Origin of the sequence: Aquirufa novilacunae, assembly GCF_045310505.1 — a bacterium.
Taxonomy (GTDB): Bacteria; Bacteroidota; Bacteroidia; order Cytophagales; family Spirosomataceae; genus Aquirufa; species Aquirufa novilacunae.
The window spans coordinates 284,911-299,781 of record NZ_JBEWZG010000002.1 but is presented as its reverse complement, the minus strand read 5'-3'; the positions used below and the strand labels follow the sequence as shown (position 1 = coordinate 299,781).

Annotated in this window: 12 protein-coding genes; 5 read left to right on the top strand and 7 right to left on the bottom strand. The window is 44.5% G+C overall.

What is annotated here, in order from left to right; all coding sequences use genetic code 11:
- Positions 1–42: 42 nt before the first annotated feature.
- The 5 genes from V7S74_RS06590 to V7S74_RS06570 all read right to left on the bottom strand — a co-directional run bounded on the left by V7S74_RS06590 (position 43) and on the right by V7S74_RS06570 (position 8,472).
- Entirely contained in the window at positions 43–1,287 is a 1,245-nt protein-coding gene (locus V7S74_RS06590) for a serine hydrolase domain-containing protein (RefSeq protein WP_406777983.1), read from the bottom strand.
- Positions 1,284–2,099 carry a sterol desaturase family protein gene (locus V7S74_RS06585; RefSeq protein ID WP_406777982.1) on the bottom strand — a complete coding sequence of 272 codons (816 nt, stop codon included), beginning with the start codon at positions 2,097–2,099 and terminating at the stop codon, positions 1,284–1,286. Before V7S74_RS06585 ends, V7S74_RS06590 begins: the two co-directional genes overlap by 4 nt.
- Entirely contained in the window at positions 2,096–4,888 is a 2,793-nt protein-coding gene (locus tag V7S74_RS06580; protein ID WP_406777981.1) for an invasin domain 3-containing protein, read from the bottom strand. Before V7S74_RS06580 ends, V7S74_RS06585 begins: the two co-directional genes overlap by 4 nt.
- 138 nt (positions 4,889–5,026) lie before the next feature.
- Entirely contained in the window at positions 5,027–6,184 is a 1,158-nt protein-coding gene (locus V7S74_RS06575; RefSeq protein ID WP_406777980.1) for an OmpA family protein, read from the bottom strand.
- Between the two features lie 5 nt (positions 6,185–6,189).
- Positions 6,190–8,472 carry an O-antigen ligase family protein gene (locus tag V7S74_RS06570; RefSeq protein ID WP_406777979.1) on the bottom strand — a complete coding sequence of 761 codons (2,283 nt, stop codon included), beginning with the start codon at positions 8,470–8,472 and terminating at the stop codon, positions 6,190–6,192.
- A gap of 126 nt (positions 8,473–8,598) precedes the next feature.
- Between V7S74_RS06570 and V7S74_RS06565 the strand changes: the two genes are divergently transcribed.
- Genes V7S74_RS06565 through V7S74_RS06555 form a run of 3 tightly spaced genes read left to right on the top strand, consistent with a single transcriptional unit; the run spans position 8,599 to position 11,003 of the window.
- On the top strand, positions 8,599–9,981 hold the full coding sequence (locus V7S74_RS06565) for a hypothetical protein (protein WP_406777978.1): 1,383 nt from the start codon (positions 8,599–8,601) through the stop codon (positions 9,979–9,981).
- 1 nt (position 9,982) lies between these two features.
- Positions 9,983–10,468, top strand: coding sequence for an asparaginase domain-containing protein (locus V7S74_RS06560; RefSeq protein ID WP_406777977.1), 486 nt, complete (start codon positions 9,983–9,985; stop codon positions 10,466–10,468).
- Positions 10,469–10,502: 34 nt separating this feature from the next.
- Positions 10,503–11,003, top strand: coding sequence for a heme-binding domain-containing protein (locus V7S74_RS06555; RefSeq protein ID WP_406777976.1), 501 nt, complete (start codon positions 10,503–10,505; stop codon positions 11,001–11,003).
- 429 nt (positions 11,004–11,432) lie between these two features.
- On the opposite strand, the gene V7S74_RS06550 is transcribed toward V7S74_RS06555, so the two are convergent.
- The gene (locus V7S74_RS06550; protein WP_406777975.1) at positions 11,433–12,476 is read right to left on the bottom strand and encodes an NAD(P)-dependent alcohol dehydrogenase; all 1,044 of its coding nucleotides are present in this window, start codon (positions 12,474–12,476) and stop codon (positions 11,433–11,435) included.
- Positions 12,477–12,735: 259 nt separating this feature from the next.
- Here V7S74_RS06550 and V7S74_RS06545 point away from each other — a divergent pair, with 259 nt between their 5' ends.
- Together V7S74_RS06545 and V7S74_RS06540 are read left to right on the top strand one after the other, a co-directional pair.
- Positions 12,736–12,858 carry a DUF4160 domain-containing protein gene (locus V7S74_RS06545; protein WP_406777974.1) on the top strand — a complete coding sequence of 41 codons (123 nt, stop codon included), beginning with the start codon at positions 12,736–12,738 and terminating at the stop codon, positions 12,856–12,858.
- Positions 12,858–13,148 carry a hypothetical protein gene (locus V7S74_RS06540; RefSeq protein ID WP_406777973.1) on the top strand — a complete coding sequence of 97 codons (291 nt, stop codon included), beginning with the start codon at positions 12,858–12,860 and terminating at the stop codon, positions 13,146–13,148. The genes V7S74_RS06545 and V7S74_RS06540 overlap by 1 nt, the downstream gene beginning before the upstream one ends.
- Positions 13,149–13,358: 210 nt before the next feature.
- Here the strand turns inward: V7S74_RS06540 and V7S74_RS06535 are convergent, their stop codons facing one another.
- Complete coding sequence (locus V7S74_RS06535; protein WP_406777972.1) at positions 13,359–14,867, bottom strand: GH3 auxin-responsive promoter family protein; 1,509 nt, start codon at positions 14,865–14,867, stop codon at positions 13,359–13,361.
- Positions 14,868–14,871: the final 4 nt, after the last annotated feature.

Sequence of the window (14,871 nt, the reverse complement as noted above, 5' to 3'; positions counted from 1 at the left end):
GCATGCATCTTTATGCAGTCATGTAGCCGCGGGCCCCTTATTTTATTTCAAAGCTCCGTAGATAATATTCTCTATTTTTTCTTGGTAATCACCATGGGAATTAGGCGTGTGTTGTGACATGATCAACACAATCATCTTCTCTTTAGGATCTGCCCAATAGGTCGTTCCATAATAGCCTCCCCAAGAGAAAGAGCCTTTATTACGCATCTTGCGATTCGCTGACTTTTCGCCAGCTAACATAAATCCTAAACCAAAGGAATCATCCCCCAATGGGAAGTTTGGACTTACCATCAATTCCGCTGTACGACGGCCGATGATCTGCTTTCCGTTGTATTTACCGCCATTCAAGATGCATTGCAAGAAGATCGCATAGTCAAAGGCAGTAGACGAAAGTCCTGCACCCCCTGAGAAGAAAGTCTTCTTAAATAAGGGGTAATTAGGATTAATACCGCGGAAGGTAGGTGACCAGGTGATGATTTGGTTCTTCTCATTCTCCGTATAAACCGTAGGCAGACGAGATCCTTTTTCAGCTGGCAGATTGAAATAAGTGTCCTTCATGCCTAATGGGATGAAGACATTTTTCGTCAAATACGCTTCCAAGGTTTCCCCACTAATCACCTCAATCAAACAACCTAATACATCCGTGTTCAATCCGTAGGTGAATTTCTCACCCGGATTATGAATGAGTGGCAAGGTGCCTAATTTTGTGATCGCTTGTAATAAGGTCGTTCCGTTATCGCCTAGACCTGAAGGAACACCCGCTTTTGCGTAGATCGCCTTCATTTTATCCGAACCAATTCCTGCATAATCGATACCTGAAGAGTGGGTTAGCAAATCGCGAATCGTTATCTCCCGCTTCGCAGGCTCGGAAGTAAACGAGGAATCTGCCGCATTGAAATCCTTGAGGACGCGTGGGGATTTGAAGCTAGGAATAAAATCTGAAAGCGGTTGATCCAAGCGGATTTTGCCTTGTTCGAAAAGTTGCAAGATGCCTAAGCTGGTTAGAGCTTTGGTTTGGGACATGATACGGAAAATCGCGTCAGCAGGCATCGGTTTTTTGGTTGCCAAATCCGCGTAGCCATGGCCTTTGTAGTGAACGAGTTGATTGTTTTTCACGATGAGTGTAACCGCACCCACCAGGTGGTTTTTCTCCACATAGGATTTAACTAAGGCATCGATAGCCTCTAGTTTTTTTAGATCAAAATCTGCCGTAGGTTGAACTACGGGAGATAAAACTTGCGCCGCTAGCGAAAGCGGAAGCAAGAAAAGAATTAAGAGTTTTTTCATTCGTCTGTTTTGATATTTCGGTTAAAAGGTAGGTTTAGTTGGTAAGCGAATGAGCGGTCTTTGTCGTTTTCTAAAACATCTAAGCCATACTTGATTTTCTCCATCGGCGTCGCGTCGAAAGTCCCGAATAAGCGATCCCAAAAAGCGAAGATATTCCCGTAATTCGAATCGGTTTGTGGTCGCTCGAAATGGTGGTGCACTTTGTGCATATTAGGCGAGATGATCACATACGAAAGCGCCGTATCTAACCAAAGTGGCAAACGAATATTCGCGTGATTGAACTGAGAAAGAACGACGCTGAGGCTTTGGTACAAAAACACCATCCACATAGGGGCTCCACAGACTAAAATGGCTAAAATCGCAAAGAACGCACGGATCACACTCTCCCCCGGATGGTGGCGATTTGCCGTCGTCGTATCCACCTGCGTATCCGCGTGGTGTACCATATGGAACTTCCAAAGCACCTTGATCTTGTGCTCGATCAAGTGCACTAAATAGGCCCCCACTAAATCCATCAGCAATAAACCCACGATTAAAAAGGCCCAACTAGGCATCGCAAACCAGTGTAAAATTCCGAAATTCGCTGAGGTCGTCCAGTCACTCGCCGACACTAAAAGTACCGCAAAAGGAAAATTAACCGCGATAGTGGTGAAGGTCAAAAACAAGTTAAGCTTCGCGTGAGCCCACTTTTTATACTTGAATGTGAATAGCGGAATCCCTGACTCAATCAGCCAAAAAATGAGAATTCCTCCAGCTAAAATCAACGCTCGGTGCGCACTAGGAATGGTTGCAAAGTAAGATTCAATCATCATTTTTTAATGTTACGTAAGACATATATAAAATTCTTCACGGTAGGCCTTTTGTCATAAAAGTCCAAAATATAGTAATAAGTCCCGTCTGGAACTTCTCCCGTTTTCTCAAACAACTCAGTCCCCTTAGATGTTTCGCCGCCCCAATTATTTTGGTAATTCTCCGTCTCATAGACCAGGCTACCGATGCGGTCAAAAATCGAAATATGGTTCGGGATGGGCTTCGTTAAGAGCCCCTCAAAGACCAAAACATCATTTTTACCATCTCCATTAGGCGAAATTCCTTGTGGCTCGAAGAACGGACATGGATCTGCATCCAACCTATTCTCTATCCCATCACCATCGCAATCTGGTTTGTATTTTAAGGGGTTTTCCTCGTCTTCATCATATATCCCATCGCCATCCGTGTCCAAAGTTCCCGCTGATAAAACCGTCACCGTTAATGAGGTCGTGCTATTGCAGCCCGTATTATTCGTGCCTTTAATCGAATAGGTGGTCGTTTTTAGCGGGTTTGCGTTCACCACCGCTTTGTCTACCGCAGATAATCCATAGCGTGGAGACCAAGCATAGCGATCTGCCCCAGAGGCCGTAATCACTAAAGTGGACCAACGAACAACCTCGGCTGGATTAGGCACAAAACTCAAAACTGGAATGGGGTGAATGACCACCACCGTGCCAGAACTGTAGGCCGTGCCACAGACAGGCTGAGTAATCACTGCCCGGAAGTATTTCGTGTTAGGCAAATTCGTCGCTGTATAACTAGAATCAGTATTTGCAATATCCGCGACTCCCACTAAAAAGTCGGGAGTATCAGCAGATTGCCATTTCGCAATGGTCCCAATATGCCCACTCAGCTTCATTAACTGGCTATTTTTATCGCCGCAGAATGTCCCTGTTCCCGTTAATTTTCCGCCTGCAATTTCTTCGGTTCGGATCACCACAGAATTCGTAAACTCAAGGCTATCTACAGAAGAACGCGCGCCGCGGCGGTAATAATAAACCGTTTTTGAAAGGGGTGGCAGGTAGGTTTTCGCGGTTGCACCAGGTATCTGGGTGAACGAAATGTTATCCGTACTAACTTGCCAAATATAGGTAATGGGCCTTGGGACGCCGTAGGCATCGACTTTAGAGGTTAACAGCGAGGGCTTAGCCGGGTAACACAGGGATTGATCGGATTCTATAGAACCCGGCCAGAGGTAAGGTAATATAGTCACGGTATCAGTTTGAACTGCGTTTGCGCCATTGATGGTGAAGCTGATGATCGCCGTTCCGGCCGTAATTCCGCCGGTTAAGATGGCTGTATAGGTTCCGTTATTGTTATTCACCACGGCGGAAACAGTTCCTAAGGTGGAGGAGATGGTGACTAAGCCTCCGTTACCCGTTAAGTTATTTCCTTTGAAATCCTTTAATTGGACAAAGATGGTGGAGTAATCTTTTCCATTGGCCTTAATAACTTTAGGGCTGGCGTTAATAGTCGAGGTCGTGGTGTCGGAGACATTGGGAACGGAGCCACAGAGGTCGATGGTGGGAGTTTGGTCGCAGTTAAAGATGGGCTCGCGCGCGTCAAAAGATGTGCCATCGCCCATACTTCCGTTAATCCGGTGTCCTACATAACAAAACTTAGAACTTCCTTCTTTTACATAGAGCAATGTGTGACCGCCCATTTCTGCGAAGAGTGCTTTATCAGTTCCTTGATTAAAACCGCCGGCTAAACCCGGATCATAGGAGGCGTTTTCAATGGGCCTGCCTAACATATTGCGGGCATTATATCCCCAAGAATAAAAATCCCCCGCTTTTGTGATGGCCGCCGCTGCCGGAACGGAATTACTATGTTCTTGCACCGTAAGGAAAATAACATTCGTCAAAAAGTCATTAGGAGCTGCTGATTTTTTCGCTTGTACCCAATTGAGATGTAAAAGATCTCTCGAGAAATCGCCACATTGGTAATTTTTATTATCCCCCATCGCGTAGAGGTTTCCGGAATTACTCAAGACATAATAGGTGTTATAAGAGCTCCCACCCATCACACCGCCGGTTACACCGATCATCCGAATACCTTTGGATTTCACGTCATCCGGAAGCGTCATCTCTGTCGCGTACGACCGATACGCTACCCCTGATCCATCGCCTAAAATGGTGGTACGACCCCAAGTATACAATTTGCCGTCATTCGTTTCAGCGATTAATGCATTAATATTTGTGTTTCCAACGTGTCCACGTACCGCTTTTACCCCCGTTAAATAGGTAGTGGGGTCTATTTTTACCCGTTGCCATACGTTCGATCCAGCCGTTCCTTGCACCGCTCCATTCCCATCCAATGCGCCAGATATATAACCTAACACATATACGTCTCCCGCTTTACTTAATAAAATAAGGGTTCGATACATCGCAAACAGCATTTTTACATCGGAAGGCTCTAAGCCGATAGGAAGGCCGATGGAGGAAGATCCAGCAGGAGGGGTGATTTGGGCGACTCCAGGGGAAGTCGTCAGCGTAGGACTGAAAAGTGACCCCACGGCACCCCAAGCAAATAAACCCGTAGAGGTTAATACGACTGCTTGGTCAATCGACGTTCCCGTGTAAGAGCCTCCAATACCTGCTTTATAGATAGTGCCTGAAAGATTAGAATAATTAGTTGAATTAATTTCTAAAGGCGTTAGCTGGCCCGTTAAACCCGAAGGAGCCATGTTTGCCCCCCAAATAGAATATTCCCCCGTACTTTTAATCGCGACTGAGGCGTGATAACCACTGATGAGCTTATCGTATGGGTCGTTTACATTGCACTGGGCCATGCCATCGACGGCTACACAAAAAAATAGGATCAGCCAGCCCCATACCCTAAAGTAACAGTATCTGCTCGCTGATCCCATATAATAAATTTCAATGATTGATTTTAAACCCTAAATATAGGCTTTAAAAATTGAAATTTATTATTTGATTATTCTAATTTCAATGCGACGGTTTAGAGCCATGCCCTCCTTCGTTTTATTCGATGCCGCCGGCTTATCTTCACCATACGCATTCACTTGTAAACGCGCAGATTCAACACCTTGCTTCATTAAGAAATTCGCCGCCCCTTGTGCTCTGAAGCGAGATGCCTTTAAATTATTTTTAGAGGTTCCAAAAGCATCGGAATGACCGTCTACCCGAACTTTAATATCCGGACGAGCGATTAGCGCTGAGGCTACCATTTTTAATTTCGCCACGGACTCTTCCGTTAATTCCCACTTATTATTCATGTAAAGAATCGTCGTTTCAGCCATCGCTTCTTGATCTAACTTCAATTGAGCCGCTGCCTTCGCTTCCGCCTCTGCCTTCGCAACTGCCTCTGCTTTCACTTTGGCTTCTGCCTCAGCTTTCGCCACCGCTTCTGCTCTAGCTTTTGCCTCTTCTGCCGCCTTCTTGTCAGCTGCAATTTTAGCTAAGCGATCTTGCTCTGCTGCCTCCGCTGCCGCTTTCGCCGCTGCTTCTTCCGCTAACTTAGCAGCCACCTCATCCATTTTCTTCTTCGCTGCCTTCCATCCGAAATGATAAACTAGGCCAAAAGACGTGCTATTATTAGACCCTCTCACGGAAGCTATTTTAACTCCTGCCTCTGTCGACTGTGCCATCGGAATCGCTAAGTTAGACTGAGCGATGATGGAAAGTCTTTTCGATAATTTCACATCAATACCAATTCCACCGGCTGCACTTAATTCATAGGCATTACCTGGGAAACCATAATCGCGACGGGCAAAAGCCTCGGCGCCTATTTGGAAGAATGGTTTTAATACCGATGTTTTCTTACGTGGAATGAAGAAGTAACGCATGCTCGCATTAGCAGATAGAAATTTGCCATTCCACTCGCCTGGGCTAAAGAAATCGCCCTTGAATCCTGTCAAACCTGTATAAACGACATCCATGCTCGCCGTTTTGCGCTTCGAGAATTGAACGCCTAAGTTCGTGAAGGCATTGAATTCGTCCTTTGCCGTTCCGCGGTTATTCGTCCATAAATCGGTAGGACCACCAATGATGACCAGGGATTTATCGTTTTCTTGTGCTGCCAAAGTCCCGCTTAAGAACAATAGCCCGAGTAGTAATTTCTTCATTTTTCTTATTTACAATATTGTGCAATCGCCGCGGCTGCATCCGGGTACCCTTTTGCTTTTGCTCGTGCGAAACTAGCGCATGCCTCCGCCTTCTTACCTGTTGAAATCTGGGACATGCCCGCAAAGTACGCAGATTTGCCGGTATTGTTTCCGGGGTGTTGTTCGGATTTGGCAAAATAGAACAAACTTTCCGCAAAACGTTTGCCCGCATAATAGCAGATTCCCACGTTCTCTAGGTGAGAGAAATTCCCGGGATCTTGCTTCGAAAGTTCCGTATAAATCGCAGCAGCTTGGAGGTACTTTCCTTTCACAAAAAGGCTATTCCCTTTCGCTGTCAAGCCGCGTAAATCTCGGCTTCCACCACGCAGCAGGTTGGCCGTAGAATTCAAGATAGCAGTATCCCCTGGAAATTTTTTCAATGTCTTTTCCAAAGTAGCTAATAGCCCATTGTCCGCCCCTTGTTTCACCTCAAACATGCCCAACATGTATTGATTCCAGGTCAGGGCATTATTGTTATTTACGTCCAAAGAAACCTGCAAAGCGCGCTTTATCTCGTTTGTGTCTTTCAATTTAGCCGAAGTGAAAATCATATTCTTGTAATAACTAGATGCGCGCGGCCAGGCGTCGAAGGCACGTTTGGCATAATAATGTGCCGAATCCATCTTGTTCAAGGAGGCATAAATCGATGTGCGCAAGAAGTCGTTATAATGCAAGAAAGGATTATCGTTTTCACTTTCTTTCAAGACCCGAAGTGCATCATCAAATCGCTTATCGCGTATATAATAACGCGCCATCATCGCCTTCATCGGTAATGTCGACGAGGACAAATTAGGAATATCAGGCAGCTTCTCCACATCAACCGTCGCCATCTTCGGGTCGGCGTTCACCTCACCCATCACGAATTTTTGGATCTTTAAGGACTCAAAAGTCTCGTTCGCCACGTAGATGGACGGGACTAAAAGGGCGACGCCTAAGAGTAAGTAAATGACTGGCATTGCATTGAAATTCCGCGCCGACTTGTCCAAGGGAATCAACACCAAAGCCGCCGCTAACGACAGCATCGACTGCATCGCCGTCCGCTCTGCTGGGAAGTTCAAAAGCGCATCCACCCCATAGCATGTCACCGCTAAAAAGGCGATGATCACCATCAGCGGATCGCCACGTTTTGTGCGCAAAAACTCAAATGTATAATACAACAATAGCAAGAACATGCCTGCAAAACACAGACCACCTAAAAGCCCTAAATCCGCAAACATTTCGATGAAATCGTTGTGCGCATGATACGGCACAAAAAGCTCGTTCGCCACTTCACGCTCGTAAGGAATCGAAGCTAATTTCCAGTTACCGTAACCGGCCCCTAGAATGGGATGGTGAATCGAATAATCCAATGCCGTTCCCCATAAGTGAATACGCGAATTCTGCTCGCTGGCGATGTTGATATCGCCGATACGCTTCGTTACTGTGCCATAACCCGTCTCGGTCTCTTGCCCCGCGACTGCTAATTTCAAGCGAGCGTTCGACACGAAAATCGCTACTAAAGCCGGGAGTAAGAAGAATAAAAGTGCGGATTTTAAAGCAGCTTTATTTTGCCAAATAAGCCCCACAAAAAACAACACCGTGATCAGCGCAAAGCCCACATAGGTCGAACGTGTGTTCAATAAAAAGAGCGCAAAAACGCCTAGGAATAAAGCGATAATCCCAGCGATTCGGCCTAACCATTTGGAAGACATAAGCACATACATCGCAAACGGGATCATGATGAGCAAACTAGCCGCCGTCACGTTCTTATTCCCGTGGTATTTATTAATGCCAAGGATCGCGGCATCTAAATTCATCGTGCGCAGATTCGTCGAAAAAGTCTTCAGAATATAGACCGCATCAAAGAATAATAAGAGCGTAATTCCGTAGGCAATCCCCGTAAATAAAACAGCGCGGTCCTGCTGATAAAACAGAATAGACAGGTTAATGAAAACAAAATAGGTCGTAATCAGACGGGCCAAAGTCACCAGGGTTTCCGTCGGATTTATCGCATAAAAGTAAGACCCAATCGCCCAAAAAAGCAGCAACGAAAACACCAGCGTAAACTTGTAGGCAAATACCTGACTAATCGCCTCCGCGTATTCCTTGTAGCGAATACCGATGAATCCAACCAACACTAAACTCAAGCTACTCGCATACAACCACTGCGCGCCCATCACGTCCGATGCACCCATGTCCGGAATGAAATAGACAATCAGGTAAAGCAAGCTGGCCAAGATGGCGATGAAGGAGGATAGGGTTAATTTCATGGGGGCAAATTTAGCAAATACATTATTATTAAACCCAGAAAACACTTTAGGCAAGCAGAAACGGGCATGACGCCTAGCCAATATTTGGAAAAAATAGCTTAATTTTAGTTCTGCGTTTTGAACTAAATGAAAAAATTCCTCCTCTTAATCTTGCTGTTGTCCAGCTTTCTAACCCAAGCTGAACCATTGCGTTTATCCTACTTAGGGGAGGCGAATATCTTTTATTCAAAGCCCTACATTTATTTACTGGAGAAGACCCATTATAGAACCATCAAGGTGCCCGAATTAACTATATCGGAGCCCATCTATTTTAAGTTTAGCGACAGTACCTTTTACAAGAAATTCACCCCCTCCTCTTTTACGATAAATCGGATTGATAAAAAGATTTTTATCACCTTAAATTTAGGCGGACTTGTTTACGAAATTAGGGGAAATGAATTAGTTCGAATTGATCATTCCTTCGAACATAAAATGCAGATTAATGCCCAACAATTTGTGTATGATAATCGCATATTTCGGTTCGGGGGTTATGGCTTTTGGTCCGCTAGAAATTTCTTTACTTACTTCGATATTAATTCCAAAGAATGGGAAAGTTATTCTCCCGTTCAAGGCGATAAAGTTCCTCCCGGAATGTTTGATGTAAACCAGTACATCAATGGAGATGAAATTACCTATTTCAATGGCATTATTATAAATCCATTCGATAACCTCAAGTTTGAACGAAGTCAGGAGATATGGCAGTTTAATTTAACAACAAAAACCTGGGAAAATAAAGGGAAAACCACCCTCTTTTTTGGGAACAATCCGCAAAATTTTCAGTACGAAAATTACTACATCGCCTTTAATGATGAACGCAGAATTGTTCGAGTGAATTTTAAGAACTATACCTACGAAATATTTGAAAATGAGGCGGTTTCGTCTAAAATTTCTCCACAACTCAAGCCATTTGTAGAAAATGGGTATATCTATTATTTTGCCAATAACCACGCGAATGGTGACATCGAATTAGTATCTCTTCCCATTGATCAATTTTTAGGCAAATCCATTTTAAAAGAATCCTTTATTGAACGGGATTTTTGGAAAGAATATTCCCCCTATGTTTTAGGATTGCTAGCTATTTTAATCGTGTCATCAGGCATTTATTTATTCCTTAAATACCGCCCTTCAAAAGCCCGTTTTATCAAAGACAAAGACGGCGTTTTATACCTGGGCAATGCGGCCATTAATTTCGATGAAAACGAATTAAAAGTACTACGGTTCTTATTAAAATTTGATGATGTTCCGAACTCCGAATTATTGGGATTAATTGAACAAAAGGGGGTTCACTTTTCGCATAACATTCGCATGAAAAACGATGTCTTAAATCAGCTTAATTTGAAGCTAAAAGCCATCCTGCAAGTCGATATGAATTTCATTATTTTCAAGAAATCAGATACCGATTCACGCCTGAAAGTGTATCGACTGAACAAGCAGTATTTTAAGGTGAGTGAGGAATTTTTGCAAGATTAATATGATCCAAATCTTCGTAACCGGCGGGACTTTTGACAAAGAATACAACGAGCTAAATGGGTCCTTGTTTTTCAAAGACACACACCTTCCTGAGATGCTCGAAAAAGGCCGCAGCAGACTTGAGGTTTCCATCGATACTTTGTTGATGAAAGACAGCTTGGAGTTTGATGACACGGATCGACAATTGATTTCTTCTGCCTGCTCCTCTGCCTCGGCTGATCGCATCTTAATTACGCATGGGACTGATACGATGGTCCAAACAGCTCAGTATTTAGCCGCGCAGAATTTGGCTAAAACCATCGTCCTCACCGGCGCCATGATTCCCTATAAATTTGGTAGCTCTGATGGGATGTTTAATCTGGGAAGTGCTTTGGCATTCCTCCAAATTCTAGAGCCCGGCGTCTACATTTCGATGAATGGGAAGATTTTTGCGACGAATAACGTCCGTAAGAACCTAGAAAAGGGTGAATTCGAGACAATAAATTGATACCTTGCGTTTACAAATAACAACCCTGTAAACCATGAAAAACAAAATCATCGTCGGATTAATCATCGTATTAATCGCCATCCAATTCGTTCCCACAGAAAAGAATCTATCGAACGATAACGCATACGCCATCGAAACAAAATACGAAGTTCCTGCGGACGTAAAAGTCCTTTTAGAGAACGCGTGTAACGATTGCCACTCGAATAAATCCACTTACCCTTGGTACAGTTCGGTACAGCCGGTGGGCTTTTGGCTGGATCACCACGTGAATGATGGCAAGAAGCACTTGAACTTTGCGACGTTCACGAAATTGCCTATCGCAGTACAGAACCATAAATTAGAAGAGGTAGTAGAACAGGTCGAATCTGAAGAGATGCCTATGCCGTCTTATACGTATTTTGGATTACATAGTAATGCCAAATTAACAGAGGCAGATCGTGCTAAAATCATCAGCTGGGCGAAATCACAAATGGCAATGTTGAAAGCCACTTATCCAGCAGATAGCTTAAAGATGAAGCCAAGGCCGCGCGGCTAGTCGCGGCGTAGCCGCTTAGTCGTCCTGCGGACTTAGTCATCGCTTCGCGATTTAGTCGTCACTTCGTGACTTGGTCTAAAAGTCGCTTGCTGGCTCCATTGGCACTATGTAGTGAAATAAACCTCGCGGTACTCAGAGAGCTTTTCAGGTATTGACAGATCTTGTCAATACCTGAATTTGTTTTTAAGGTAAAATTTAATTTACAGAAGCACTCGACCCAATCCACAGATTGGCTAAACAAAAAAGTCGACTTCCCCATATTGACAAAATCTGTCAACACCTGAAAATCGACTTTCATACTTTGTCTTTTATTTCGCCCAATAATGCGTTTATAAGCCGCAGGCGACTTTTTGACCAAGTCACGAAGTGACGACTAAATCGCGAAGCGATGACTAAACGCCGTAGGCGTGACTAGCGGCTCAGCCGCGACTACAACGTCTTCATATCAATCACAAAACGGTACTTCACATCTGACTTGATGACACGCTCGTAAGCCTCATTCACGTCTTTCATGTCAATCATTTCGACGTCTGAAAGGATGTTGTGTTCTGCGCAGTAATTTAGCATTTCTTGTGTTTCTTCGATGCCACCGATCATGGAACCGATGATGGAACGTCTTTTGGAAATCAACGTAGCCGCATACACTTGAGCCGCCTCAGGAGGAATTCCCACCAAAAGCATCTTGCCTTCTACCTTCAAAAGTCCCAAAAACTTATTCAAATCATGTGACGCTGCCACTGTGTTCAGAATAAAGTCAAACGAACCTTTCAAGGAATCCATCGTCGCCGGGTCTGTCGATAGAGCGAAGTGGTGTGCGCCTAAGGCTTTGGCATCCTGCTCCTTCGATGGCGACGTACTTAACATCGTCACTTCAGCACCAAAAGAGGCCGCAAATTTCACCGCCATATGGCCTAAACCACCTAGACCTAAAACCGCCACTTTGTGACCTTTACCCACGCCTGCATAGCGCAAAGGGGAATAAGTAGTGATCCCCGCGCAAAGAAGCGGAGCAACACGCTCAAGCTCTTTCGTGAATGGAATATGCAAAGTATAAGCCTCATCGATCACATAAGTCGAAGAATATCCGCCAAAAGTCTGCGTCACCCCATCCCTATAATACCCATTATACGTAGGTGTCATCTCCTCGTCACAATACTGCTCCTGCCCTTTTTTACATGACGGACACTCGCGGCAAGAATCCACAAAAACACCCACACCAGCCAGGTCTCCCACTTTGAATTTCGTCACTTCCGAACCCACCTCCGTAACCGTTCCCACAATTTCGTGGCCAGGAACAATCGGATAAACCGAAGGACCCCACTCGGAGCGCACCATGTGAATATCTGAATGGCAAACGCCACAATAAAGAATGTCGATTTTTACGTCTTTTGGCCCTACATCACGTCTCTCAAAATCAATCGGCGCCACTGGTGCCTGCGGATTCACCGCCCCATATCCATGTACTTTTATCATAGTTCTGTTTTTTATTATAAGGTAAATGTACGTGTTAAATACTCACATATATGTCACGATTTAACCTTTAAATTGTAAAATTGTTTTAGGCCAAACAGTGGGCACTTATTGAAATAAACTTCAAGACACGCAAGCCACATTTGGGGTATTGACACATACTGTCATTAGCCTCATTTCGATTATCAATAACCTGATAGGATTCATTCTTTCTTTTATTAGTGGTGCTTTGTAAAAATAACCACTAATAAATGGCTCAATTTTGACTGGAAGTTTGCCAAACAATAAACTAAAGCTAGTACAAGCATGGGCAGAAATTCATACATTAGAATTAATCACCATGTGGGATAGCAAAAGCTTTCACAGTATTAAACCACTTCAATAATGATACGCATAGATAGAATAATCGAAGTTGCTCCCTATTATGTTGACTGCCTATTCAATACAGGAGAATTAAAGCGAATTGAAGTACTCCCACTCCTATTAAATCACCAGCATTTAAATGGAATTGATCAATTAAAAGACCATTCTATCTTTGAAAAAGCGGTGATCGGAGAAATGGGTGAATTAAAATGGAAAAAAATCATTTTATCCCCTAAAGATGATTCCGGACAGCGTTGGGATTATGATATCTCACCTGAATTTGCTTATGAAATAGGCAATAATTTAGTTTAAAGCCTGTTATTCAGGCTTTTTTTATGACCAAAAATATCAGTCAAACAATTCTACGAACTAACGTCCATTTTAGCTTATTGACACATTCTGTCAATACCTGAAAAGCCCTCTGAATACCTCGACGTTTATTTCACACAATAATGCCCTCTGGCTCTCTAATCGACATAATAGACTAAATCGCGAAGCGATGACTAAGCCACGAAGTGGCGACTAAACGACAAAGTCGTGACTAGGCCGTAGGACGCCTTCCGCCAGCACCCGATCATTGGAGAGGCGGGGAACTTTGTTTTGGCCCCCTAATTTACCCTGAGACTTCATGTACGAGATAAATGCGCCTGATGGTAATGAGGTAAGAACTAAAGGCTGCAAGATGGACCCGGTGATTAGGTCGCGGTAATAGATATTTTGGGCGCACATCGAGGCATCTACTGCCGCTTGAAAAGCCTCAAAAGACGCAGGTGGTGAAGAAAATTCCACTAACCACTCATGATAAGGTAAACCAGACGAGGGAGCTACTTGAGGTGCCACGGTAAATTCAACTACACGAGCTTCGGGACAAGCGGCGAGGCCGGCAGCTAAAGCCTTTTCGACTTCCTCTGCAATCACGTGCTCGCCAAAAGCCGAAATAAAGTGCTTAATTCGGCCCGTCACCACAATGCGGTAAGGATTTAAAGAGACAAACTTCACGGTATCGCCGATGGAATAAGACCAAAGGCCCGCATTCGTCGTCAATAAGAGCGCATAATTAACACCTAAAGAAACCTCCGTGAGGCTCAAGCGGACCGGATTAGCACCAAAATACGTATCCGTAGGCACAAACTCAAAGAAGATGCCGCCGTCTACGTTCAATAATAGCCCTGGTTCGCCCGAAGAGTCTTGAAACGCTATGAACCCTTCTGAAGCCGGATAAGTCTCCACTACGTCGATTTCTCGGCCTATCGAGGCCATCAGTTTCTCGCGATACGGCTCAAAGTTCACGCCGCCAGTGACGAAGACTTGGAAATCGGGGAAGAGGTCACCTATTTTTTGGCCTGATAATTCTTCTAACCGATCAAAATACATCTGCACCCAAGGCGGAATACCCGAAATCAAACCCATTCGCTTCGAAATCGTTTCCTGCACGATGGCCTCGAGCTTTTGCTCCCAGTCTTCGATGCAATTCGTCTTATAGGAAGGCATTTGGTTGCCGCGCAGATACCCTGGAACATGGTGATTCACGATTCCAGACAGGCGGCCAGTGGGCACACCATTAGTCTCTGACATCTCTGGTGAGCCGCTTAAAAAGATCAATTTGCGGTCTAAAAACGAGGCATTTCCACTGTAATGCACGTAATGCAAAAGCGCATCGCGAGCGGCAGTAATGTGAAAAGGCATGGATTCCGATGAAATCGGGATGTATTTGACGCCGGAGGTAGTGCCGGAGGTTTTGGCGAAATAGGCCGGTTTTCCTGGCCAAAGAATGTCTTCCTTGCCTGCCACCACTTCATCAATATAGGGCTTAATGTCTTCGTATTCGAAGATGGGCACATTCGAGCGGTAGTCGAGGTAGTTCTTGATTTTAGCGAAAGAATGGCCGCGGCCGAAGAGGGTTTTCTCCGCTTTTGCTACCATTTGCTTCAACCAAAAGTCTTGGCGCTCGAAGGCCTGCTCTTGACTTAAGCGGTACTTTTTAACGACACGGGCCGCTAGAGGTTTGGCAAAAAAGGAACGCATACCCATCGCT